The 23843-nt window shown below is 69.1% G+C and carries 20 protein-coding genes; 6 read left to right on the top strand and 14 right to left on the bottom strand.

Translation table 11 applies throughout. From position 1 onward, the window contains the following. Positions 1–13: 13 nt before the first annotated feature. The gene (locus tag CSC78_RS00420) at positions 14–1363 is read left to right on the top strand and encodes a putative bifunctional diguanylate cyclase/phosphodiesterase (protein WP_162335936.1); all 1350 of its coding nucleotides are present in this window, start codon (positions 14–16) and stop codon (positions 1361–1363) included. 10 nt (positions 1364–1373) lie between these two features. Here the strand turns inward: CSC78_RS00420 and CSC78_RS00415 are convergent, their stop codons facing one another. The 4 genes from CSC78_RS00415 to CSC78_RS00400 all read right to left on the bottom strand — a co-directional run bounded on the left by CSC78_RS00415 (position 1374) and on the right by CSC78_RS00400 (position 4660). Next, positions 1374–2150 (bottom strand): endonuclease/exonuclease/phosphatase family protein, encoded by a 777-nt coding sequence (locus tag CSC78_RS00415; protein ID WP_162335935.1) that lies wholly within the window; start codon positions 2148–2150, stop codon positions 1374–1376. Positions 2151–2173: 23 nt separating this feature from the next. Next, entirely contained in the window at positions 2174–2998 is an 825-nt protein-coding gene (locus CSC78_RS00410; RefSeq protein WP_162335934.1) for a thiol:disulfide interchange protein DsbA/DsbL, read from the bottom strand. A gap of 97 nt (positions 2999–3095) precedes the next feature. Further along, positions 3096–3746: a thiol:disulfide interchange protein DsbA/DsbL gene (locus CSC78_RS00405; RefSeq protein WP_162335933.1), complete on the bottom strand. Its 651-nt coding sequence runs from the start codon at positions 3744–3746 to the stop codon at positions 3096–3098. Between the two features lie 131 nt (positions 3747–3877). Continuing rightward, entirely contained in the window at positions 3878–4660 is a 783-nt protein-coding gene (locus tag CSC78_RS00400; protein ID WP_162335932.1) for a c-type cytochrome, read from the bottom strand. 129 nt (positions 4661–4789) lie between these two features. Between CSC78_RS00400 and yihA the strand changes: the two genes are divergently transcribed. Continuing rightward, positions 4790–5392 (top strand): ribosome biogenesis GTP-binding protein YihA/YsxC, encoded by a 603-nt coding sequence (yihA, locus tag CSC78_RS00395; RefSeq protein WP_162335931.1) that lies wholly within the window; start codon positions 4790–4792, stop codon positions 5390–5392. A gap of 8 nt (positions 5393–5400) precedes the next feature. Here the strand turns inward: yihA and CSC78_RS00390 are convergent, their stop codons facing one another. Continuing rightward, entirely contained in the window at positions 5401–6117 is a 717-nt protein-coding gene (locus CSC78_RS00390) for a VIT1/CCC1 transporter family protein (RefSeq protein WP_162335930.1), read from the bottom strand. Between the two features lie 64 nt (positions 6118–6181). Here CSC78_RS00390 and CSC78_RS00385 point away from each other — a divergent pair, with 64 nt between their 5' ends. The 3 genes from CSC78_RS00385 (at position 6182) to CSC78_RS00375 (ending at position 11254) form a co-directional block, all read left to right on the top strand. Next, the gene (locus CSC78_RS00385; protein ID WP_379608846.1) at positions 6182–7657 is read left to right on the top strand and encodes a glutamate--cysteine ligase; all 1476 of its coding nucleotides are present in this window, start codon (positions 6182–6184) and stop codon (positions 7655–7657) included. Between the two features lie 166 nt (positions 7658–7823). Further along, complete coding sequence (locus CSC78_RS00380; RefSeq protein WP_162335928.1) at positions 7824–8375, top strand: ECF-type sigma factor; 552 nt, start codon at positions 7824–7826, stop codon at positions 8373–8375. Next, positions 8372–11254 carry a serine/threonine-protein kinase gene (locus CSC78_RS00375; RefSeq protein ID WP_162335927.1) on the top strand — a complete coding sequence of 961 codons (2883 nt, stop codon included), beginning with the start codon at positions 8372–8374 and terminating at the stop codon, positions 11252–11254. The genes CSC78_RS00380 and CSC78_RS00375 overlap by 4 nt, the downstream gene beginning before the upstream one ends. Before the next feature lie 19 nt (positions 11255–11273). Here the strand turns inward: CSC78_RS00375 and CSC78_RS00370 are convergent, their stop codons facing one another. From CSC78_RS00370 to CSC78_RS00335, 8 genes are all read right to left on the bottom strand, one after another. Beyond that, positions 11274–12791 (bottom strand): hypothetical protein, encoded by a 1518-nt coding sequence (locus CSC78_RS00370; protein ID WP_162335926.1) that lies wholly within the window; start codon positions 12789–12791, stop codon positions 11274–11276. Positions 12792–12990: 199 nt separating this feature from the next. Next, positions 12991–13839: a DUF2272 domain-containing protein gene (locus CSC78_RS00365; protein WP_162335925.1), complete on the bottom strand. Its 849-nt coding sequence runs from the start codon at positions 13837–13839 to the stop codon at positions 12991–12993. A gap of 53 nt (positions 13840–13892) precedes the next feature. Further along, on the bottom strand, positions 13893–15146 hold the full coding sequence (locus CSC78_RS00360) for a hypothetical protein (RefSeq protein WP_162335924.1): 1254 nt from the start codon (positions 15144–15146) through the stop codon (positions 13893–13895). Positions 15147–15400: 254 nt separating this feature from the next. Continuing rightward, positions 15401–16354 carry an N-acetylglucosamine kinase gene (locus CSC78_RS00355; RefSeq protein WP_162335923.1) on the bottom strand — a complete coding sequence of 318 codons (954 nt, stop codon included), beginning with the start codon at positions 16352–16354 and terminating at the stop codon, positions 15401–15403. After that, positions 16351–17523 carry an SIS domain-containing protein gene (locus CSC78_RS00350; protein ID WP_238391115.1) on the bottom strand — a complete coding sequence of 391 codons (1173 nt, stop codon included), beginning with the start codon at positions 17521–17523 and terminating at the stop codon, positions 16351–16353. Before CSC78_RS00350 ends, CSC78_RS00355 begins: the two co-directional genes overlap by 4 nt. Continuing rightward, positions 17495–18784, bottom strand: a complete 1290-nt coding sequence (locus CSC78_RS00345; RefSeq protein WP_162335921.1) for a D-tagatose-bisphosphate aldolase, class II, non-catalytic subunit — start codon at positions 18782–18784, stop codon at positions 17495–17497. The genes CSC78_RS00350 and CSC78_RS00345 overlap by 29 nt, the downstream gene beginning before the upstream one ends. Positions 18785–18797: 13 nt before the next feature. Next, the gene (locus CSC78_RS00340) at positions 18798–19703 is read right to left on the bottom strand and encodes a DMT family transporter (protein WP_162335920.1); all 906 of its coding nucleotides are present in this window, start codon (positions 19701–19703) and stop codon (positions 18798–18800) included. Further along, positions 19700–21784, bottom strand: a complete 2085-nt coding sequence (locus CSC78_RS00335; protein WP_162335919.1) for a glycoside hydrolase family 36 protein — start codon at positions 21782–21784, stop codon at positions 19700–19702. The genes CSC78_RS00340 and CSC78_RS00335 overlap by 4 nt, the downstream gene beginning before the upstream one ends. Positions 21785–21895: 111 nt before the next feature. Between CSC78_RS00335 and CSC78_RS00330 the strand changes: the two genes are divergently transcribed. Beyond that, positions 21896–22990: an amidohydrolase family protein gene (locus CSC78_RS00330; RefSeq protein ID WP_162335918.1), complete on the top strand. Its 1095-nt coding sequence runs from the start codon at positions 21896–21898 to the stop codon at positions 22988–22990. Here the strand turns inward: CSC78_RS00330 and CSC78_RS00325 are convergent. Further along, positions 22987–23775: a DeoR/GlpR family DNA-binding transcription regulator gene (locus CSC78_RS00325; protein ID WP_162335917.1), complete on the bottom strand. Its 789-nt coding sequence runs from the start codon at positions 23773–23775 to the stop codon at positions 22987–22989. The two genes, CSC78_RS00330 and CSC78_RS00325, sit on opposite strands and share 4 nt — an antisense overlap. Positions 23776–23843 lie beyond the last annotated feature (68 nt).

Genomic DNA, 23843 nt, shown 5'->3' with positions numbered 1-23843 from the left:
GGACTCTCATCGAATGGACGCGCCGGTCGACAAGGCGGATGGCATGGGTTGGTCCGGCATGATGGCGCGCCGTCGCCAGCGGCGTGCCCTGCACCTGCTGCTGGCGACGGGAGTGATCATGGTGTCGCTGGGCTTCGGCTGGGGCGTGTTCTTCGCATCGCGCGGCGCGTGGGTCGTGGCGGCGGTGGAGATGGCGCTGGCCTTGCTGGGCGGGGTGGTCATCGTGATGGCGCGCCTCCGCCGCATACGCGCGGCATCGTGGTTGGCATTCACCGGCCTGTTCGCCCTGCTGTGCTTCTTCTCGGCATTCCTGGATGTCTCGACCGCGGCGGTCCCCAGGACGGTCCATGTCTTCCTGCTGGTGCTCGCCGTCTGTGCGCACCACGTGTTCCGTGACGAGCGGCCGTGGCTGCGCTATGGCGTGGTCACGGTGCTGGTGGGCGTGTTCGTGTTCTTCGCCGCTGCGCCGGTCGGGACGCCGGACCGCTTCGCGATCACCGAAGACGTGCGGCGCATCGGCATCTGGATCAACCTGGCCACGGCGGCAGCCAGCCTCCTGATCGTGCTGCGGCTGGCCGAAACCGACGTCGCCGAACACCGCGCGCTGCACCGCGCGCTGCGCGATGCGCTGTCGCAACGCCGCTTCCGGCTGCTCTATCAGCCGCAGGTCGATGCAGGTGGCCGCATCATCGGGGCGGAGGCCTTGCTGCGTTGGCATGATGCACAACGCGGGCTGGTCCGCCCCGCCGATTTCATGCAGGCGGCGGAGGACACCGGCTTCATCCTGCCGCTCGGCCAGTGGGTGCTGCAGGATGCTTGCCGCCAGTTGGCGGAATGGCGGCGGGAGCCCGCGCTGCAGCGCATGCGGCTGTCCGTGAACATCAGCGCGCTGCAGCTGCGGCAACCCGATTTCGTGCAGCAGGTGGACGATGCGGTGACGCGCAGCGGTATCGATGCCGGACTGCTGACGCTGGAGCTGACCGAAAGCGTCCTGGTGCACGACATGGACGACGCGGTCGGCAAGATGCGGGCGCTGCACGCGATGGGCGTTCGGTTGTCGCTCGACGATTTCGGTGCGGGCTACGCCTCGCTGTCGTACCTGCGTGACCTGCCGTTCGCCGAGATGAAGATCGATCGCGCGTTCACCCGCGGAATCGTGCGCGACGCGCATGCCGCGTCGATCACCCGCAACCTGCTGCAGATGGGGCGCGATCTCGGTATCGACGTGATCGCCGAAGGCATCGAACAGGACGAGCAGTTCGCACTGCTGTGCGAGCAGGGGTGCCGGTTGTTCCAGGGCTACCTGTTCGGCCGGCCGATGGACGCTACGGCCTTCCGCCAGCGCGTCACGGCCACGCCGTGAACCCCGACGTTCAGCGCAATGCGCTGTGCGGCACGTCGATGTCCATCGCCAGCGCCAAGTGATCCGAGTTGGCGGCAGGCATGGCGCGGGCGTTGTCGCCGCGCAGGCCTTCGCTGAGCAGGATGTGGTCGATCGCGCGCTGTGGGCGCCAGCTCGGGAACGTGGGCACGCAGAACGCCGGCGGACGCAGGCGCGTGCGCTTGTAGAGCAGTTCCATTTCCGGCGTGTCGGGGACGCAGTTGAAGTCGCCCATCAGCACGGCGTGCGGATGGTCCGACAGCAGTTCGCCGATAAAGGCCAGTTGCGAGCGGCGCGAGTTGGCGCCGAGCGAGAGATGGGCGACGGCGACGGTCAGGCCTTCGTCGCCTTCGCCGAAACGCGCCACCAGCACGCCGCGGCCACCGATGCGGCCGGGCAGGCTGTGGTCGCTCACTTCCACCGGTTCCAGCTTGCTCAGCAATCCGTTCGCGCTGCCTGCCACGCGCGCGACATTGCGGTTGGGCTGATGCGTCCAGTAGTCGAACCCCGCGCGCTCGGCCAGGTAGTGCGTCTGGTTGGTGAAGCCCGAGCGCAGGCTGCCGGGATCGGCCTCCTGCAGGCCGACGATGTCGTGCTCGCCGGCCAGTTGCGCGATCGCATCCAGGCTGCCGCGCTTGTTGCCCGCCGGCAGCGCATGCGACCAGCTGCGGGTCACGTAGTCGCTGTAGCGGCGGGTGCTGGAGCCGGCCTGGATGTTGGCGCTGAGCAGGCGCAGCCGTCGTGCGGCTGCGGGCGCGGATTCGGTCATGGAAGTGGGGGCTTCCGCGGGGCTCAGCGCTGCGCGCGTTCCATCGCGACCAGGTGATCGGCGATGCGCAGCACGTCGGCGTAGGTCTGGCCGCCGGTGATGCGGTACTTGCCGTTGACGATGATCGTCGGCGTAGCTTCCACGCCGCTGTTCTTGGCGAACTGCATGCCGCGCGCGATCTGCGCGTTGGTGCTGAAGCCGTTCATCAGCGACACGAATTCCTTCGCATCCACGCCGTACTGCTTGGCATACCACTGCGCGATGGTCGCGGGATCGGTCGGCGGCTGGCCTTCGCCCGGCAGCGCGCGCTGCAGGTGGATGGCGCTGAATACGGCGTCATGACTGCGGTCGTTCAGGCCCTTGGCCTGGGCCGCGTAGAACGCCTTGGCGTAGGGCGCCCAGACGGGGCCGAACACCACCGGCACGTAGGTCACGCGCACGTCGGCGGGCTGCTTCTTCTTCCACGACGAGACTTCCGGCGCGAAGCGGGCGCAGGCCGGGCAGACGTAGCCGAACACCTCGACGACCTCGACCTGGCCGTTGAGCGGCGCGAATGGCTGGCCGTTGGGAATCACGACGTAGTCCGTGCCTGCGACCGGCGCCGGGCCCTGCGGCGGCAGGACCGGATTGCTGTTCGGCGCGGCGCTGGCCTCGCCGCTTTCGCCCGGCGCGGCCGTGGCGGTGTCGGCGGGCGCGGTGGCGGCCTCGGGGGCGGGCGTGGCGCTGGCGTCGGTCGCCGGCGCAGCCGGGGCTTCCTGGGTCGGGGTGGTGTCGGTGGAGGGCTTCGGGCCGCAGGCCGCCAGCAGCGGCAGCAACAGGGACAGCATCAGGACGTGGCGGGACTTCATCGCGCGAACTCCGGAGGATCAGGGGAAAGGGGGGGCGGCGGTACCGGCGGACATCGCATTCTGCATGGCGCCCGTCGCGGTCGCCATGACGGAATCGTCACTTGCGGGTGCGCTCGCGGGCGATCAGGCGGTCGGCGATCTTCAGCCTGTCGCTGTAGTTGCTGCCGCCGATCACGCGGTACTTGCCGTTGACGATGATCGTCGGCGTGCCTTCCACACCGGCCGCCGTCACCCAGTCGCGCGCCTTGGCGAGTTGGGCATCGACCTCGGGACCGCGCAGCGCGGCCATGAACTTCGCCCGGTCCACGCCCTGGCTGGCGTAGAAGCCGGCGATCTCGTCAGCCGTTGCATTCTGGATGGGCAGGGAGCCGGCCTTGTGCAGGGCGTCGAACACCGCCTGGTGGGTGCGCTCCTGCACGCCCAGCTGCTTCGCGGCGTAGAACGCGCGCGCATAGGGGATCCAGTAGCCACCGAACGCGGCGGGAACCGGCGTCAGCTGCACGTCGCGCGGCAGGGTCTTCTTCCACGCGGCCAGCGTGGGCTCCAGATGCGCGCAGTGGATGCACGTGTAGCCGAACACCTCGACCACCTCGATCTTCCCCTTCGCCGGGGCGAAGGGCTTGCCGTCCGGGATCACGTCGTAATCCTGGCCTTCGACCAGTGGGGCGGGAGACGGCGGTGCGGCGAGGGTGGCGGCCGGCAGCAGGGCCAGCAGGGTGATCAGCACGGGCAGCAGGCGCGACGCCATCGGGACTCTTCCTCTGTATGGTGGGCCCGCCGACCGGGCATTCGCGGAAAAAGAAACGCCGGCCATGGTGGGGCCGGCGCGATGAACAGGAGCTTGAACCTCCGGTCGCGCGGGGCGACGGAGGTCCGGAATTACTTGCCGCCGGCCTTGCCCGCCGCGAGATCGTCGGCGCGGGCGTGCAGGCCCTGCAGGTAGCTGGCGAGCGCCTGGATTTCCTGCTCGGTCAGCGGACCGGCGACCTGCGCCATGATGTTGAAGTGGGCAGCATCCTTCAGCGTGGTGGTGCCGGCCTTGTATTCGGTCAGGCGGCGCACGGTGTAGTCCTGCATCTGGCCGCCGATGTGCGGGTAGGCCGGGCCCGGGTTGCCGGCGCCGGTCGGGCCGTGGCACGCCATGCAGGCCGGCACGCCGCGCTTGGCGTCGCCGTTGCGGTACAGCTGCTGGCCGACTTCGTAGAACTTCATGTCCTTGTACGTGCCATCGGCGATGACGCTGTCGTCGGCCAGGCCGGCCCCCGACTTCTGGGTGGCGAAGTAGGCGCCCACGTCGCGCATGTCCTGCGCGCTGAGGGTCTGGGCGAACGGGGCCATCACGGCCGCCATGCCGGTGTTGCGCTCGCCCGAGGCGAACAGCGCCAGTTGCTGGGCGACATAGCGCTCGCTCTGGCCGGCGATGCGCGGGTACTGCGGATCGCTCGGGTTGCCGTCGGCGCCATGGCAGGCCGCGCAGGCGGCCGCCTTGGTCTGTCCAGCCTTGGCGTCGCCCCAGGTGGTCTTGGCCAGGTTGATCTCCAGCGGCGCGGTCTCGACCGGCGCGTTGTCCGGCACGGGAACGACCGTGGTCTGTGCAAAAGCGACTGCGCCCACGGCCAGTACGGCCAATCCGGCAAGTCCCATAACGCGAGCGTGGCGCATGCTAAAGCTCCGAAACCCTTGATTGAGGCGGCACCCGCAGGGACCGCGAAACCGCCGAATTATCGTCGCGGCGGCCCGTTGCGGTCAATTCAGCATGGCAGGCGGCCCCGCCCGTGCGATCCTAGCGGCATGTCGAACCCCCTGAATTCCGCCAGCTACCTGCTCTCCGCCCACACCCCGCGCCAGTTGCCGGAGGATGGCGGGAACGAGGTGGCCTTCGCCGGCCGCTCCAATGCCGGCAAGTCCAGCGCCCTCAATGCCCTGGTGAACCACAACCGCCTGGCGCGGGTCTCCAAGACGCCCGGTCGCACCCAGCAGCTGGTGTTCTTCCAGGTCCAGCCCGAGCGCTACCTGGTCGACCTGCCGGGCTACGGCTATGCCAAGGTGCCGCAGGACCTGCAGGCGCACTGGCAGGCCTTCATCGACCGCTACTTCCGCACCCGCGAGGCGCTCAAGGGGCTGGTAGTGGTGATGGACATCCGCCACCCGCTGAAGGACTACGACCGCCAGATGCTGGGGTATGCGGTCCAGCGCGGCCTGCCCGCCCATGCATTGCTGACCAAGGCCGACAAGCTGGGCCGCGGCCAGCAGGCGCAGGCGCTTCAGGCGGTGAAGAAGGACCTGTTCTCGTCCTTCGGCGACACCGTCAGCGTGCAGACCTTCTCGGCCGAGTCGAAGCAGGGCGTGGACGAAGCCCGCCTGATCGTGGGCGACTGGCTGGAACTTTCCTGAGCCGACGCTCAGACACTGACATGGAACAGGCGGCCGACCAGCGCCGCCGCCGCCATCGCCATCGCGCCCCAGAAGCCGACCCGCCACGCGCCGCGCAGCACCGGTGCGCCGCCGACTTGGGCCGCCAGTCCGCCGGAAGCCAGCAGGCCGACCAGGGTCGCGACCGTGGTGACCAGCGCCACGCGGTCCGGCGGCGCCAGCAGGGTGGTGGCGATGGGCAGCAGCGCGCCGACCGTGAAGGCGGCGGCGGAAGCGAGTGCCGCCTGCACCGGGCGCGCCCGCAATGCGTCGGTGATGCCCAACTCGTCGCGCATGTGCGCCTCGAGCGCATCGTGCGCGGTGAGTTGTTCGGCGACCTGGCGAGCCAGTGCAGGGTCGAGCCCGCGCTTGACGTAGATCTGGGTGAGCTCGGCCAGTTCCCCTTCCGGCATCTCGCGCAGTTCGCGCGTTTCCACCGCCACGTCGGCGGCTTCGGCATCGGCCTGCGATTGCACGGAGACGTATTCGCCCGCCGCCATCGACATGGCGCCCGCGACCAGCCCGGCCACGCCGGTCATCAGGATGGTCGACGGCGTCGCGCCGGCGGCAGCAACGCCCACCACCAGGCCGGAAATCGACACGATGCCGTCGTTGGCACCCAGCACGGCCGCGCGCAGCCAGCCCACGCGGTCGGTGCGATGGCGTTCGCGGTGGCGCTGCAGGGGATCGCGCGGATGGCGGGGCATGCCGTGCAGCCTACGCCGGCGATGCGGCGTGCGTCGAGGCGGCGGGCCCGGATCGGCACCACGGATGGGATGCTGCAGCGTCGCGATGGCGCTGAACGCGTGCGGGTGGTCACGCTATAGTGCCGCCCTTGCCGCGACGCCGTACCGGCGCGCCTTCCCCTCGCGAGTCCCGCCCTTGTCCAGCCCCAGCCACGTCGCCGACACGCTGATCACCGACCGCACCCAACTGGTCGACTACATCGCTTCCGGCGAGAAGCCGGTGCAGGACTGGCGCATCGGTACCGAGCACGAGAAGTTCGGCTTCCGCCTCGACGACCTGCGCCCGCCGACCTTCGACGGCGACCGCGGCATCGAGGCGCTGCTGAAGGGACTGACGCGTTTCGGATGGGATCCGGTCGAAGAGAAGGGCCGCGTCATCGCGCTGACCAGGGATGGCGCCTCGGTCACGCTGGAGCCGGCCGGCCAGCTGGAACTCTCCGGCGCGGCGGTGGAGACCATCCACCAGACCTGCGTCGAGGTCGGCACGCACCTGAAGGAAGTGAAGCAGGTCGCCGACGAACTGCGGCTCGGCTTCCTCGGCATGGGCTTCCAGCCCAAGTGGCGCCGCGACGAGATGCCGTGGATGCCCAAGGGCCGCTACCAGATCATGAAGTCGTACATGCCCAAGGTCGGCCAGCTCGGCCTGGACATGATGACGCGCACCTGCACGGTACAGGTCAACCTGGACTACGCCACCGAAGCGGACATGGTGAAGAAGTTCCGCGTGTCGCTGGCGCTGCAGCCGATCGCGACCGCGCTGTTCGCCGACTCGCCGTTCACCGAGGGCGAACCGAACGGTTACCAGAGCTACCGGTCGCACATCTGGACCGATACCGACGGCGACCGCACCGGCATGCTCGATTTCGTGTTCGAGGACGGGTTCGGCTACGAGCGCTACGTCGACTACATCCTCGACGTGCCGATGTATTTCTCCTACCGCGACGGCATCTACCACGACGCCAGCGGCAAGTCGTTCCGCGACTTCATGCAGGGCAGGCTGGACGTGCTTCCGGGTGCGTTGCCGACACTGCGCGACTGGTCCGACCACCTGACCACGGCCTTCCCCGAAGTGCGGATGAAGAAGTTCCTGGAAATGCGCGGCGCCGACGGTGGCCCGTGGAACCGCCTGTGCGCGCTGCCCGCGTTCTGGGTGGGACTGCTGTACGACGATGCTGCACTCGACGCGGCGTGGGACCTGGTCAAGGACTTCTCGCTGGAAGAACGCCACGCGTTGCGCGACGGCGTGCCGAAGCACGCGCTGAAGCTGCCGTTCCGCGGCGGCACGGTCCGCGACCTGGCGCGTGAGGCGGTGAAGATCGCCATCGGCGGCCTGCAGCGTCGTGCTCGCCTGAACAGCAAGGGCGTGGACGAGAGCGGTTTCCTCGATGCGCTGGTCGAGATCGTCGAGGCGAACGAGACGCCGGCCGAGCGCAAGCTCGCGCTGTTCCACGGCGAATGGAACGGCGACATCGACCGCGTGTTCCGCGAGTTCGCGTACTAGCACCCGGCCGGTGCGCGGAGACGGGCCGGGCGTGCCTGTCCTCGCGGTCGGGGTCTTTGCGTTGATGTCATCGATGGACCGGATCACAGGGCGACCTGCCTTCCGGTAACAGGGGGAGACGGCGCGGAGCGCCGTCGTGGCGCGTGGCGTAGCCGGCGAGCGACGCATGGATCAGGTTCCTGTCACCCAACTGCTCAAGCGCGCGCGCGAAGGCGATGTCCGCGCCGCCGATGCCGTGTTCGCCAGCCTGTACGACGAACTGAAGCGGGCCGCGCACCTGCAGCTGCGCCGGCACCGCGACAACCTCGACACCACCGTGCTGGTGCACGAGACCTATCTGAAGATGGCGACCGGCGAGCGTCTGGCCGCCAACGACCGCGCGCACCTGCTGGCGATGTCGGCGCGCGCGATGCGCCAGGTGCTGGTGGACCATGCGCGCATCGCCCAGGCGCAGAAACGCGGCGGTGGCGTGGACGCCCTGACGCTCACGGCGCGGCTCGGTGGCGACGAGCGTGCGGTGGTCGAAGTGCTGGCGCTGGACGAACTGCTCGACGCGCTGCAGCAGGCCGACGCACGCGCGGCGCAGATCGTCGAGCTGCGCTACTTCGGCGGCTACGAGGAAACGGAGATCGCGCAGATGCTGGGTGTCAGCGAGCGCACCGTGCGCCGCGACTGGCGCACGGCGCGTGCCTTCCTGTTGGCGGAACTGGGCAAGTGAGCGACCAAGGCGATCTCGAACGCAGGCGGCAGGCCCTGGCCCTGTTCCGCGAGGCCGTCGAGATCGCGCCCGCCGAGCGCGAGGCCTGGCTGGAGCAGGCCTGCCGCGACGATCCCGGGTTGCGCAGTGCCGTCGATGCCTTGCTGGTGGCGGACGCCAGTTGCACGGAGCCGTTCGCCGGCGATGCGCTGGCGTGGGGCCGGGCCTTCCGCGACGAGTACGGCGACGTGGCGCGCGATGCGCTGGTCGGCCGCAGCATCGGGCCGTGGCGCATCACCGGCATTCTCGGCCACGGCGGCATGGGCGCGGTGTACCGCGTGGACCGCGACGACGGGGCGTACACGCAGCACGCCGCGTTGAAGCTGATCCGTGCCGGTACCGATTCGCAGGCGGCGCGCGAGCGCTTCCTGCGCGAACGGCAGATCCTGGCGCGGTTGCGCCACCCGAACATCGCCACCCTGCTGGACGGCGGCATCAGCAGCGAAGGCGACCCCTGGTTCGTCATGGAGCTGGTGGATGGCCAGCCCATCGACCGCTGGTGCGACGAGCGGCAACTCGGCCTGCGCCAGCGCATCGTGCTGTTCCTGCAGGTGGTCGATGCCGTGCGCCACGCGCATCGCAACCTGGTGGTGCATCGCGACCTCAAGCCGTCCAACCTGCTGGTCGATGCCGAGGGCCGGGTGAAGCTGCTCGACTTCGGCATCGCCAAGGAACTCGCCGACACCACGCGCGCTGTGACCGTCGATCGCGCACTGACGTTCGAATACGCCTCGCCGGAACAACTGCTCGATGCACCGATCACCACCGCCACCGACCTGTGGCAGCTGGGCGTCGTGCTGCACCGGCTACTGTCGGGCGCGCATCCGTTCGGGGTGACGCGGGAAACCCCGGTGGCGCACCAGCTGCAGCAGCTCGACCGCGATCCCGAACCGCTGACACGGGCGGCGTCGCAGGCCAGCGACGAGCAGGCCGCACATCGTGGCGGGCACAGCCCCGCATCCCTGGCGCGCGCACTGCGTGGCAGCCTCGCGCAGGTCGTGCAAGCCTGCCTGCGTCGCGATCCCGAAGCACGCTATGCCTCCGCGGATGTGCTGGCGAACGACCTGCGCGCATGGCTCGATGACCGTCCGATCAGTGCGGTGCCGTTGTCGCGTACCGATCGTGCGCGGCTGTGGCTGCGCCGCAACCGGGGAATCGCCACCGCTGCCGGCATCGTCGTGGTCGCACTGTTCGCCGGCACCGGCGTGGCGCTGTGGCAGGCGCATGAAGCACGCGCACAGGCGCGCATCGCCGAGCGTGAGTCGGAGACTGCGCGCGCTACGCTGACCTTCCTCGCCGACACGCTGGCGGCGGCAGCGCCCGAACAGGCGATGAGCACCGAAGTCAGCGTGCGCCAGTTGCTCGACCAGGCGCGCGCCAAGCTCGACGGACGCAGCCTCGAGCCGCAGGTGCGGCAGCCGGTACAGCGCATGCTCGGGCGGCTGTACCGTTCGATCGGCGATGACCAGCAGGCGGTGAAGCTGTTCGCGGCGGGTCTGAAAGGCGTGACGCCGCAGACGCGCGAGGAAGCACTGGCGTTGGCGGACGACCTGGTGGCCTACTCCGACGAGTTGGGCGATCTGGAGCGCAATGCCGAATCGCTGGCGGCGGCCGAACAGGCCGTGGCCCTGCGCCAGCGTTTCGCCCCGGATGATCCCGAACAGCAACTGCGCGCCATGGCGCACCTGACGCTGGGCCATGTGGAGAAGTACGGCTTGGAGTGGTGCAGGAAGCGGGCCGAATCCTCGCTCGCCTTCGCCAAGCGGCTGCCGTCGCCACCCGTGGACGTGGTGCTGGACATCTACTCCGACATCAGCACGGCGGCCAACTTCCAGAACGACCGGCGACGCCTGTTGTCGGTCAGTCGCGAAGGTCTGGCGTACGCGGACGCGCATGGCATCGCGGTCGATTCGCCGGTGCGGCGCACGCTGGTCCGCAGCCTGGTGTCCGGGCTGTTGCTGGAAGGGAATGCGGCCGAGGCCGAGCGCGTGGTCCGGCAGGCGATCGCGGATGCGGAGAAGACCGGCGGTTACGGCGGCACCAGTGCGACGGTGCTGTACCAGACACTGGCCGATGCGCTGCTGGGGCAGGGGCGTTACCGTGAGTCGCGCGACGCCGCCGACAGGAGCTACGCCCTGTCCAGCCAGCAGGGCGAGGGTCCGCGCAATCTGGCCATGGCACTCGCCAACCTCACCGCCATCAACCTGATGTATGGCGACTACGCGACGGCGCTGGCGCGCTCCACGCAAGGCGTCGCGCGGCTGGACGAGGCGGCGGTGTCGCCCGAGGACACGTTCCGCCGCACGATCGAACGGGTGCATGCGCGCGCGCTGGTGGCGAACGGCCGCTTCGAGGAGGCGGCGACGCGGCTGGAGGATCTGCGCGCGCGCGCAGCGCGCCTGGATGGCGAGGACTCCGACGAGTACGCGCAGGTGCTGGGCGACCAGCTGAACCTGCATCTGCGCACGCGTGATGCCGCGCGCGCGGCGCCGTTGCTGGCCGAACTGCGCACGCGCATGACGCAGCGCGGCGTTGCCGACAACCACGAGCAGTTCGGTTACTTCTTCGCCATCGAAGCCACGCTCGACCGTCTGCGCGGCGATCCCGCCACCGCCGAGCGGCACCAGCGCGAGGCGCTCCGGCGGCTGCAGGCTAGCGCCAGCGATGTCGATGTGGCGATCGCGCGCGCGACGCTGGCCGGCGATGCGGCCGCACGCAGAGACCGGAAGGAGGCACGTCGGCTACTGGACGAAGCATTGCCGGTGATGCGCGAGGCGTTGCTGCCCGCCGAGCGGAACCGCGTCGACGCGGAAGCGCTGGCGTCGCGCCTGCAAGGCTGACGCACCGCAGGGCCTTCCGCTATTCCGCACAGGGCGCGATGGGCGTCAGCGTGTACCGTTCGGTGCCGTTGTTGCAGCGCGTGCCCATCGGCGTTTTCACGCAGCCATTGCCGGAGCCGGTCATCGTGCCGCCCTTCTCGTCGGCCGACACGGAATAGGTGCCGCTGCCGTACACGCCGATGCCGCCCATGTTGCCCTGGTAGCTGTACGAACCGGCCTGATCGTTCTGGGGCGTGAACGTCACCGTGTTGCCGCCGCCGCTGATGGTGAAGGTCTCGGCGAGGTTGCAGATCGTGCCGGTGCCATGGAAGGCATCGAGTCCGCCCGCCGCGGTGTAGGCCTGCGGTCGTTTGGTATCGAATTCCAGCGTGGCGCGGCCCACGCCTCGCTTGCTTCGGGCCTCGAACTTGATGGTGGCCTCCTCGTTCTTCTTGTCGGGACCTGCGTACGCGTATTTCGCATCGGCCGGCACCTTGCCGCCGGACGGCTGCAGGCTGGCGCCACCGCTCAGCGTGGCCGTCACGGTGCCGCCCGCCGGTGCGCCGTCGGACTTCGCGCGCGGCGCGGCCTCCACCTCGTAGTGGGTCGAGGGCTTGGCGCCTTTGCGCTTGGCGGGGGTGCTGGTGGGTTTCAGCTCTACGCACCGGCCACTTTCCCAGGGCGCCTGCTTGCCTGAGCCGCGCAGCAACATCTCGGCGAACAGGGTCTGGATCAGCTGCGCGCCCTGCATCAGTTGCTGCGTGCGCCGCACTTCGTCGGGCCGGAAGATGCTGAAACCCTGTTCCCCCCGGTTCTCGAAGGTCTCGCGACCACCGCGCGACCAGCCGGCGCTGATGTCGACGTGCTGCGACGCGTAGTTCTCATAACCGCCCATCTTCAGGTCCATGCGCGAAGACGATCCATCGGGACCCTGTATCAGCTGTGCGTCGTCGTCCAGCCAGCGTTCGTAAACGAAGCGCGAGTGCACGTACCCACCGGTGCCCTCCTTGCCGGTGACGCGCACAGACGAGTCGATGTCCGACACCACGGTGATCTTGCCCTGCGCGTCCGGGCAAGCATCCATCTTCATCTTCATCTTGATCTTGCCTGTCAGGCCGTCGTCGATCTTGCCGTCGTAGGTGTACTCCTGGCTGATGCTGCCGTCCGACCCGATGGTGACCTGCGCACCACCTTCCTTGCCGCCCAACTGGATGGGTCCTTCCTTCGCCAGTTCGGCCAGTTTGTCGTCGGAGGCACCGGCGACCATGCCGGACAACAGTCCACCCGTCATGAACCCGCCGAAGGTGCCCATGCCCAGGCCCAGGAAGCCACTGGACATGCCCTCGCCAGTGAAAGCGGCGGGGATCATTTTCGGGACTTGGGCCTGCGTGCCGCGGGCCTGGCGTTCGTAGTCCTCGGCCAGCGCCTTGAGCGCGGCTACCGCCTGCGCCTCGCCGCCCAGCGCCTCTTCGACGCCGGTAGCCTGCATCAGCCGGTAGTGCAGCCAATAGTCGAGCGGACGCAACGCCTGCAACGAAGGTTCTGGCCCTTCGGCCATGAACTTGTCGAGCTGCGCCTTCGTCGGCGTTCTGCTCTCGACGGGCGCTGTCGTCGCCTGGCCTCCGTCGCCTTGCGTGCATGACGCGAGCGACAGGAGCAGCCCGGCAAGCGCGGGAAATGCTGACCAGCGAACGGGCTTCGAATGCGTCAAGTGCGATTCTCCGGTGAAGTCGGTGTGCAGCGGCCGTCCACTGCGATCAGGGCCGTGCGGCCAGCAGTGACGCCGGCACGTCGGCGGTGAGCTTCAGCAGCGCCGCCCAGTCCTGCCGGTTGAGGTTGCAGTGCGCGGGCACATCGGGACTGCACGGTGCATCGCCGCCGCTGCGCGTGGGCAGGTCGGCAAAGCGGCCCGTCTCATCCAGCCGCAGCATTCGCAGTGCGACGGTCTGCTGCACGTTGCCGCCGACCAGCCACGCGATGCCGTCCTGCGTGGCGACCACGATGTCGCAATGCATCGGCAGACCGTCGCCGGCATCGAGGATGTCGAGCAGGCCCGGATACCCGAGCGTCCGCGACTGCGCCCTCACGTAGCAGAGCAGGTCGCCGGCCGCAGGCGTCGCCTCATCCGGTGCTACCAACCGGTAAGGCGCCGTTGGCGACGCACGGCGTGCCGCACGCACGTAGTCCACATGGCGGGACGAGGCACTGAAGCCCGGCACGCGCGCCTGCCGCATCACCCACGACACGAACGCGGCCGACCACGGCATGTCGACCACGAAGCTGCGGCAGGCCGCGCCCGCATTGCCGCAGCCGCTGCCGAGTCCACTTCCATTCCAGTACGCGGCTACCTTGCGCCACGCCGGCGCACCGTCGGCCAGCGCATCGTTCTCGGCCTCGTACACCGCCTGTCCGCCGGCACGGCCGTCGGCATCGATGAAGGGGCGGAACCAGGCGTGGTTTTCCTGGCAGGCGACCGCCGCGATGCGCGTGGCGATGTCGGTCGACGCCAGTTGCGTGCGCAGCTGCGGACAGGGATCGGCGGCACGCGCGCTTGGCGTGTACCAGAGCGCGGCGAGCACGAACAACAGCAGCGAGACGGGTTTCATCGGGCGTCATCCATGGCAGTGCGGGCAGGCACGCGGCTTGCCCGCGACGGGGGTCAGAAGTTCCGCATCAGGCCGCGCAGCAGTTTCTTCGCGCCGCCTTCTTCCTTCTTCTCCGGGTCCCGCTTGCCGTCGCCATCGCCCTCGTCGGCAGGCATGCCGCCCATGTCGCCGAAGTCCATGCCCAGCATCGCCACCGTGGTGGCCTTGGTGCGCACGCGCACGTTCCATTCCGGATCCCACGGCTGCTTCGGGTCCGCGGGCTTCGGCGGCCAGGTGAGGTTGGTCTCGGGGCCGTAGGCGATCATGTTGAGCGAGGCGAAGCCGCCCTGCTCACCGCCCTTGGCGGTGGTCTTGAAGATGCCCTGCGGAATCGCGCAGGTCGTCGTGCCAGGCGGCAGCAGCACTTTCTGCTTCAGCCACTTGTCGATGTACGAGCCGGTCAGGTAGTTCACCAGTTCATGGCCGGCCCCGGGCACTTCGGCGCTGCTCCATACGGTGAAGTTGCGTTCGTCCTGCATCGCGATCGCATTGAGGAAGTAGGCTTTCGCGCGATCCACCGGTTGCCAGCTCAGCCCGATGCTGTCGGTCAGTTCGCCACGCGTCTGCAGTGCGATCTTCGGCAGGAAGTCCGCGTTCTGCCCCAGCTCGAACTGCAGCGAGGCCGGTACGCCATCACCGGTGATGCGGTGCTGGCCGACCATCGACGAGCGTTCGCCGACGCGCTTGTTGTTCTTCAGGTTGGGCCACAGCGCATAGCTGGGATTGACGTCGATGTCCCGGTCGGGAACGAACAGCCCGGGCGCGATGGAGCCGTCCTGCTGGAACTGGCCGTTCCTGACCTTCAGCGTCATCACCTTCGGCTGGCCGGGCCGCACGGTGGCGCCGCAGCCCCAGTACTGGCGGATGGTCACTTCGATGTCGTGCATCTCGTGCTCTTTGCGTTCCTCTACCTCCTTGCCGGGCGGAGGCGGCAGCAACGACAGGGATTTGCCGACGCCGAGCCCGGCCGGCACCGCCTGTTCCGCGGGCACGCCCGGCTTGAGGCGGTTGTGCATCGCGATATCGAGGACGTGCCCCTGGGTGGCGGGAATGTTGCGCGACTGCGGATAGCCCTGGGGACCTTTCCCGCCGCCCATCATCTTCCCGGCCAGCCCGCCAAGCATGCCCATGTCGGGCATGCCGGCCATCGAATGGGTGGCGACGTCGATCCACACCTGCGTTTCCGGACCGGCCGGGGGAGCGCTGCTTGCGGGCAGCGCGACGACCAGTGCGGTGGCGAGGGCGAGTGTCAGTGGTGTGCGGCGCATGGCGTGCGGCTCTTGGTGTGGGCGATGGGGTGGTATGCGAAGAAACGCATCCCCAGCGGACACGCGCCGGACAGGCGGGGGCGGCCGCGTCCAGCCACCCCATCGGGAGGCGTCGGACGAACGGAGGCGACGTGGTCCTGCGTGCGTCGCCGGGGCCCAAGTCAGCGCATGCCGGCCGCGCGCGCAGGCATCGCCGCCCTGCCATCACGGCGATGGCGGGGCGAGGCGTTGGTGGCGATGGGTGGCGGCGGCCGTCAGGCTGCTGCGGCGTGCCGGTGCGCGAGCAGGCGGGCGTAGAGGGCGGCGCCGTAGTGGGGCTCGTGCAGCGGCGTGCGCAGTTCGAACTGCGACGACGCGGCGTGCAGCGCGGCGGTGAAGGGCTGCATCAGCAGATCGCCGGCACTGAAGGCGCCACCGGAGTACGACACGGCGACGGTTTCGTCGTCGTCGAAGGCGAGGCGGTCGCGGATGGCGACGACGATGCCGGCAAGCTCGTCGCCGGCACGGGTGTAGATCGTGGCGGCGGCGGCGTCGCCCTGCCGGGCCGCCTCGGCCACGATGCGGGACAGCTGCGCGATGTCGGCGCGCGAGCCGACGCCGGGGCCGTAGATGCGCGCGCACAGGTCCAGGTCGGTGGCCAGCGCGAGGCGTTCGTTGACCAGCGCATGCAGCGGGCCTTTCGGCAGGCGTCCGTCGCTCATCCTGGAATAGGCGTTGAGGCCCTGCACCGCGATCCAGTAGGCGGAGCCTTCATCCGAGAAGGCTTCGCCCCAGCCGCCGCCGCGCGCATCCACGCCCTGCCGCTGGCCGTAGCCGATCGAGCCGGTGCCGGCGACGATGTTGATGCCGTCGCCGCAGGCCAGCGACCCGGCCCAGCCGCACACCATGTCGTTGTCGCAGCGGTAGCGGTCGTGGCCGAGCACCTGCGCCGGGATCGCATCCAGGCGCGCGGTGGCCTGCGTATCCTCGCCGTGTGCGGGCAGCCCGAAGAAGGCGTACGCGATGGCGTGCGTGTCCTGCTCGCCGGCCTGCGCCAGCACGGTGGCGATGCCGTCGGCCAGGATCCTGCCGACGCCGTCCAGGCCGACTTCCGGGTGGTACGTCGTGCCGGTCTGCGCTTCGCCCACCAGCACGCCGTCGTCGTCCATCAACGCGAACCGCGTCTTGGTGCCGCCGCCGTCGACGCCGAGGTAGAGGCCTCGTGTCATGGCACGGAATGCAGGCGGACGCCCTGCACGACACGGTTTACCGTGCCCTGCTTGTTCGGATTGTCGGGAGACAGTCCGAGCGCACGCGATACGTGGAAGGCGAACATCTGGGCGACGGCCACGTAGGGCCACAGCAGGTCGACGTCCGCGGCATCGGCGAGCAGCGGCACGGCCATGGTGTCGGCCGCAGCGTCGGCGCGCGGCTGCGCGCTGACCTCGATGACGCGGCCGGCGACGCGGTCGCCGCGCAGTTCATCGATCAGGTCGTGGTCGTACTGGCGCGTCAGCGGATCGTTGGAGACGAAGACGACAACCAGCGTGCGTGCCTGCAGGAACGTCTTGGGGCCGTGGCGGAAGCCGAGGGGCGAGTCGTAGCAGGTCGCGATGGCGCCGTTGCTGAGCTCACCCAGCTTGAGTGCCGCTTCGCGCGCCAGGCCCTGCATCACCCCGCTGCCGAGATAGACGACCCGCTCGTAGCCGGCGAGCGCCAGCGCCTGCGTGGTCGGACAGGCACGGTCGATGACCTGCGCGGTCGCGCGACTGATCGGCTGGATGCGCGGCGCCAGCTGCGTCGTACCGACGAGCGCGGCGAGCGTGGCGTACATCATGCAGCTGAAGCTGGAGGTCATGGCGAAGCTGGCGTCGTGCGTTTCTTCGGGCAGCTGCAGGGTCAGCAGCTGGCGTGCGGGGGCACGACCGAGCGCGCCTTCGGGATTGCAGGTGACCACGAGGTGGCGCACGTCGCGGACGATGGACTCGACCAGCGCGACGGTCGCCAGGCTCTCGGGACTGTTGCCCGAGCGGCCGAACGACACCAGCAGCAGCGGCTGCGCCGGATCGAGGTAGAGGTGCGGAGCGCTGACGATGTCGGTGGTCGGCACCGCGTCGACGCGTGCCGGCAGGTGGCGGTCGAGCAGCGGCGCCAGGCACTGGCCGATGTAGGCCGACGTGCCGGCGCCGGTCAGGATCACCCGCGCACGCGGATCCTGCGCGACGGGACCGGCGAACGCGTCGATCTGCGCCTGCAGGCCGGCGAGCAGCGCGTGCGTGCGTTCCAGCATCGCAGGCTGCTGCTCGATCTCGCGCGCGGTCCACAGCGCGCCGCCGGCGAGCAGGTCGGATTCGGGAACGCCGAGGTGGTCAGGGGTGTTCATGGGGATGGCAGGCATGATGGTAGTCGTCCAGGACGGCACTGATGTGCGCCATCGCCAATGACTGCGGATCGAGCGTCGCGCGGCCGTGGCGGAGGGCATGCAATGCATGGGGGAGGTGTTGGCTGACCAGCGGCAGCGGCGGCGGTTGGTCGCGCAGGTTGCCGAACAGGCGCGCACGCGCGTCTTCGATCACCGGGTCGGGCCAGTAGTAGCGGATGCGGTCGCTGAGGCTGTACTGCAGATCGACCGTCAACGCGTCGCCATCCGCGTGGTAGTACCGCTGCCAGTGCTTCGGCTGCTCGCGCATGCGTTGCAACGCAACGTCGCGCAGGTTGGCGCGCTTGCCCGGCGCGATCCAGTCGCGTTCGATGGCATCGAGTGCCCACAGCGCTTCGCGCAGCGCGAAGGTCAGGCCGGGACCGACCTTGAGGATGGCGAAGTGGTCGCGTACCAGCGCCTGCAATGCCTCGCGGGTCTGGTAGTCGGTGGAATGTGCTTCGTAGACCATGCCCGGCAGCGGCACGATGGCCTCGCTCAGCGCCTTCGCCTTCGCCGGCACGTAGTCGATGACCTCATGGTGATCGAACTCGACACCCGGCTGCACGACGGAGGCGATGACGCGTTCCCATGCACGCTCGAGGCCGGCGGCATGGAAGGCTTCGCGATGTGCGTCGATGGTCGCGCGAGCGGCGGCCGGCGTCGTGGTTTCCAGTCCTTCGATCGCCTCGGTGGCTCCGCCGGGCACCGGCACCTCGGTACCGATCACGTATACCGGCGCTTCGCCGCCCGCGCTCGCATAGGCGACTTCGGCGGCACGGCACAGGCGTACCGCGCGGCGGACGATCTCGCTTTCCGGCAGCGGCACGGGATCGCCTTCGCAGGCCATCGAGCAATCGAGGTGGATCTTGCGGAAACCGGCTGCGACGTACGTCGCCACCATCACCTCGGCCTTGTCCATCGCGGCATCGGCGTCCAGCGATGTCCACGGATTCGGACCCAGGTGGTCGCCGCCGAGGGCGATGCGCGCGGTATCGAAGCCGACCTGTCCGGCGATGCCGTGCACGAACGCGACGAAATCCGCCGGCGTCATCCCGGTATAACCGCCGTCCTGGTTGACCTGGTTGCAGGTCGCTTCGAACAGCACCAGCGGCGATGCGTTCTCCGCCGCATGGCGCAACGTCGCCTCGATGACGATCGGGTGTGCGGAGCACACCGAGGTCACGCCAACGGCGTGGCCTTGCTTGTGGCGCGCGATGAGGTCGAGCAGGGCGTGCATGCGGTCGTTCCGGTCAGGCGTCGTGCGGGGCGGGGCGTTCGGGTTCCAGTACCAGCAGCAGCGAGGCGATCAGGGCCAGCACCAGGCCGACCATCTTCAGCGGCCCGGGCACCACGCTGGCGAACACCAGCGACAGCACCGCGGTCACCAGCGGTGCGCCGGCATTGGTCAGCGGCGCGACGACGATCGCCTTGCCGTAGCGGAAGGCATACACCAGCATCAGCGCGCCGACCGCGTTCAGCACCTGGATCGCCGCGGTCATCCACGGACCGTCCAGGCCGGTGTTGATCGGCTGGCGCCAGTCGGTCATCGCCCACGCCACCGGCGCCAGCAGCAACGCGCCGACCATCATGTAGAAGAAGATGCTTTCGGCGCTGACCGTGTGGTTGGCCAGCTTCATGAAGTAGGCCTGGATGCCCCACGCCGCCATGATGATCAGCGCCAGCGCGAACCAGCCCAGCCCCTGGGTGCCGCCGCCGAACGACAGGTCGAGCAGCGGCAGCGCGACCAGCGCCAGCACGATGCCCAGCGCGCCCATCCAGCCGGTGCGCTCGCGCAGCAGCGCGAACGACAGCACGATGGTGATGACCGGCGACAGCGAGATGATCGGGAAGATGAAATACGCCGGCCCGATGGTCAGCGCCTTGAACAGCAGCATCTGCCCGCCCGCGCCGAGCAGGCCGATCGCCAGGCCATAGGCAATGGCGCGCGGCGAGCGGTCGAGCTGCCAGCCGGTGCGCCACAGGATGAACAACGCAGGCGGCACCATCGTCAGCGCCCATACGCAGTACACCAGCGTGTCGGGAAAGCCGCGCTGCGCCGACAGGCCCGCCAGTGCGCCCCACACGCCCCACAGCGCGACCGTGGTCAGGGCATAGGCCAGCCAGCGGCGGCGCGGCGCCGCGACGACGGCGCTCATGCGGCCGCCTCCGGCGTGGCCTGCAGCAGCAGGAAGCGGGTGAAGCCGGCGCGCAGCGTGTTCGCCTTCGCATCGACGCTGCCGAGGTCGGTGCCGTTGAACAGGTCGCGCACGCGGTAGCGGCCTTCACCGAGTCCGCGCAGTTCCAGCGTGCCGTTCCAGTCCTTCGCATAGAAGGCGTAGTACATCGCCCCGTCCTTGGCGATGGCGTGCGTCTCGGGCGCGTCGAAGCCGATGTCGTACAGCTCGCCGCGGTAGTCGCCCAGCGGCAGCATGTGGTCGCGGTACAGCGCGACCCACTTCTTCCACAGCACTTCCTTCTCCGGCGTCAGCACGTAGCCGCCTTCCGGCAGGGGTGCGGTCGGGTTCTCGGTATCGCGCGGCCAGGTGAACTTGGACGAGATCACCGCGCCGATGCCGACGCTGGAGGCGAAATCGTCGCGGCCGTCGGCCAGTTCCACATGGTCGCCGGCATAGCTGCTGCCGCGGCCCATCAGCGCCTTGACGCTCTTGCCCTTGCTGCGCACCTGCCACGACGACAGCGGATCCGACGACGGGAACTGGTCCGTCGCCGGCAGGTTGTGGAAGGCGAACGCGGTACCGCACGGGCAAAGTTCGACCACCGCATCCGGATTGGCATCGTGCGCGGCCTTGTAGATCGCGTTCCAGAAGTCGGGCAGCTTCTCGCAGGAGTCGGTCGGACTGGCGTGCTTGTGGGCGGGGTTGTAGCAGGGCGCGACCGCGTTGAGGTGCTGGCCGTCCAGCTTGATGCCCTCGAAGCCCCAGTCGCCGATGGCCTTCTTCACCAGCGCCACGTAGTAGTCGATGGTCGGCTGGTAGGCGGGGCACTGGGTCAGCGCGTTCCACCAGCTGACCTTCTGGAAGGAGCCGTATTCGTCCAGCAGCAGCATGTCGCTGTGCTTGTAGAGGATCTCGCTGCCGGGATCGGCGGCCAGCGGCGCCAGCCACAGGCGCGGGCGCAGGCCCTGGGCGCGCACGGCCTTCACGAAGTCGCGCATGTCGGCATCGCCGCGCGGAAACTTCTTCCGGTCGATCTGCCAGTCGCCTTCGTTGGTCTGCCAGCCGTCGTCGAGCACGGCCCACTGGAAGCCGACCTCGCGCACCTTCGGCAGCGTGGCCAGGATCTGCGCGACGGTGAAGTCGCGCTCGTAGCCCCACGCGCACCAGGTGGGCTCGAAGGCGGACGCCGGCGCCTGCGGCGCGGCGATGCCTTCGGCCTTCATGAAGTCGCGGTAGAGGGCGAGCGGGGCGAAGTGATCGCCGGTGTGCGCGCACAGGAACGTGCGTTCGGTGGCCAGCGCCTGGCCGGGCGCGAGGGTGATGGCCTGCACGCCTTCCACGGCGATGCGCGCGCCCTTGCCGGTCTTGCGCACGGGCAGGTCGAGCGCGCGCGGCACCGGCTCGACATGGCCGACGGCCAGGCCGACGTCGCGCCGCCAGACATTGGCGACCGGCGTGCCGCCGCCGTAGTCCGACGCGTCCATGCCCAGCGTGTTGCGCTGGTCGAAGTTGTCGCCCAGCGGCTGCACCCAGTCGCGGCGGTCTTCGTGCGTGGTGCCGGAGAAGCTCCAGAAGCCGCCCGGCGCATTCGCCAGTTCATGCGCCGCCGACCGCCAGCCGGCCACGTCGACCGGTTGCGTGCCGGTGTTGCGGTAGCGCACCTGCATCAGGGCCAGGCCCGGGGACTGTTCGAAGAAGGTCACGGCGACCTGTTTCTCGATGCCCTGCTTCGACACGCCGGTGAAGACGTGGCGCAGGCCGGCGCCATGGCGCGCGTCGCTCACCGGCTGGCGCTCCTCGCCACTGAACGCATAGGTATCGATGGCGCTGCCGTCCTTCAGCAGCAACACTTCACTGGCCTCGAACGGGGTCAGCGTCTTGCCCTTGTAGGCGACACGCGTGCGCAGTGCGCGGTCGAACGTCAGCGACAGCAGGGCATCCTGGGCCGTCATGGCGGCGCTGCCGGCGGCCAGGGCACGGCCCGGCGTCCAGGGCAGGGCGGCCAGGGCGGCGCTGCCGACGGCAAGCTTCAAGACGGTGCGGCGACCAATGGGTGGCATGGGCGGCATTCCGGTTGAGGTGCGACCGATTGTGCGCGAGGCCGGACGGTTGATGCAACACTTTTGTTGCGATATGTTTCGTTTTAGGTTTCGTTACATCACAGGTGGCGTATGCGCAAGGCGTGGCAGGGGGTGGTCCTGGCGGTCGTGCTGGGCGGGTCCGCAAGCGGCCCGGTACAGGCGGCTTCGGTTCCCTACGGCATGGACGATTTCGCACGCGTTCCCAAGTTCGACGCGCATGTGCACGCGAATGTCGACGACCCGGCTTTCCTCGAGCAGGCGCGCCAGGACGGGTTCGAACTGATGTCGATCAACGTCGACTACCCCGATTTCCCCAGCATCGCCGACCAGCATGCGGCGGCGACGGCACTGGCCAAGGCCGATCCCGCGCGGCTGCACTGGGCGGCGACGTTCTCGATGGACGGCTTCGGGCAGCCCGGCTGGGCAGACCGCGTCAACGCCGGCCTGGCCCAGGCGAAATCCGAGGGTGCGCGCGCGGTGAAGATCTGGAAGAACGTCGGCATGATCGAGAAGGACGCCGACGGCCGCCTGATCATGCTCGACCATCCCGGGTTGTCGCCGGTCGCGGAACAGGTGCGCGCGCTGGACCTGGTGCTGATCGGCCACCAGGGCGAGCCGCACAACTGCTGGCTGCCGCTGGAGCAGATGACCACGGACAACGACCGCGAGTACTTCCGCAACCATCCGCAGTACCACATGTACCTGCATCCGGATCAGCCCAGCTACGACGACCAGATCGCCACCCGCGACCGCTTCGTCGCGGCGCATCCGGGCCTGCGCTTCGTCGGCGCGCACATGGGCAGCCTGGAGTACGACGTCGATCGGCTGGGGGCGTTCCTCGACCGGTTTCCAGACGCGAGTGTCGATCTGGCGGCGCGCATGAGCCAGGTGCAGTACCAGTCGCTGCGGGACCGCGGGAAGGTGCGCGCGTTCTTCATCCGTTACCAGGATCGCCTGCTGTACGGCACCGACCTGACCGTCAATCCCGACAGCGATCCGGCCGAGTTCCGCCGTTCCGCACATGACGTCTGGACCGCGGACTGGCGCTATCTGGCGACGGGGGAAAGCCAGCGCGTGGACACGCTCGATGCCGACGTGCCCGGGCTGGCGCTGCCGCGCGAGGTCATCGACAAGGTGTACTACCGCAATGCGGTGCGCGTGTTCGGCACCGCCGCGCGCGACTAGGCGAGGATGAGATCGAGGCCGAGCTGTTCGGCCGCCAGGACGATGTCGTTCGGCGCGCCGCGGTCGGTGATCAGCACGTCGAGGTCGCCGACCGGCACGATGCGGTGCAGGCAGATCTTGCCGAACTTGGAACTGTCGGTGATCGCAACCACCACGCGCGCCGCTTCCACCATCTTGCGGTTGAGCATGGCTTCCGGTTCGTAGTGCGTGGTGATGCCGCGCTCCAGGTCCAGGCCGTCCACGCCGAGGAACAGCATGTCCACGTGCAGCGCGTCCAGCGCCTCGACGGTCAGGCCGCCGTAGAAGGCCATGTTCTTGCGGCGCAGTTCGCCGCCCAGCATGACGATGTTGATGTTGTTCTTGGGCGCCAGCGCGCCGAGCACGCCGAAGTCGTTGGTGACCACGGTCACGTCGATGTTCGGCAGCGACTCCGCCAACTGGATGGCGGTGGTGCCGGAGTCGATGGCGATGGTGTCGCCGGCCTTCACCAGGGCGGCGGCACGCTGGCCGATGCGACGCTTCTCGTCCAGATGGGAGGTGCGCTTGGCTTCGTAGTGGGGCTCGCTGCTGGGCGTCGTGCCGGTGCCGACCACGCTGCTGTCGATCGCGCCGCCGTAGGCCCGGGCCATCACGCCGCGCTCGGCCAGGTAGCGCAGGTCCTTGCGCACGGTCTGCATGCTCACCCCGAACCGGCGGGCGAGCGTGGCCACCTGGACGCTGCCGTGCTGGCGCACGAGCTCGCTGATCTGCAGGCGGCGTTGGCTGGTATCACGGGTGACGGACATGGGACCTCCTTGTAGCGCGATCAGTATGGATTATTTCGTTACATTTCGCTATTGATACAAAACGAAAC

Source organism: Pseudoxanthomonas japonensis (genome assembly GCF_010093445.1).
Classification (GTDB): domain Bacteria; phylum Pseudomonadota; class Gammaproteobacteria; order Xanthomonadales; family Xanthomonadaceae; genus Pseudoxanthomonas_A; species Pseudoxanthomonas_A japonensis.
Note: the sequence above shows the minus strand (reverse complement) of the source record. Positions and strands in the feature narration are given on the sequence as shown.